Origin of the sequence: Phaeobacter sp. JH20_37, assembly GCF_048056015.1 — a bacterium.
Taxonomy (GTDB): domain Bacteria; phylum Pseudomonadota; class Alphaproteobacteria; order Rhodobacterales; family Rhodobacteraceae; genus Phaeobacter; species Phaeobacter bryozoorum.
Map to the genome: position 1 here is coordinate 1 of NZ_JAYMWW010000023.1, position 392 is coordinate 392.

Annotated in this window: 1 protein-coding gene; it reads left to right on the plus strand. The window is 60.7% G+C overall.

Going from position 1 to position 392, the window contains the following annotated elements:
* Positions 1–392, plus strand: a 392-nt coding sequence (locus tag VWZ87_RS19430; protein ID WP_416536720.1) for a GTP-binding protein, incomplete at both ends; no start/stop codon positions are given.

The window sequence follows — 392 nt, forward strand, 5'->3', positions numbered from 1 at the left end:
TATGTGAAAAACATGATCACCGGTGCGGCGCAGATGGACGGCGCGATCCTGGTTGTGAACGCTGCTGACGGCCCGATGCCGCAGACCCGCGAGCACATCCTGCTGGGCCGCCAGGTTGGCATCCCGAAGATGGTCGTGTTCATGAACAAAGTGGACCAGGTCGACGACGAAGAGCTCCTGGAGCTGGTCGAGATGGAAATCCGCGAACTGCTGTCTTCCTACGACTACCCGGGCGACGATATCCCGATCATCGCAGGGTCCGCTCTGGCGGCGATGGAAGGCCGTGACGACGCGATCGGCGCCGACAAGATCAAGGAACTGATGGCGGCTGTTGACGATTACATCGACACGCCTGAGCGCGCTGTTGACCAGCCGTTCCTGATGCCGATCGA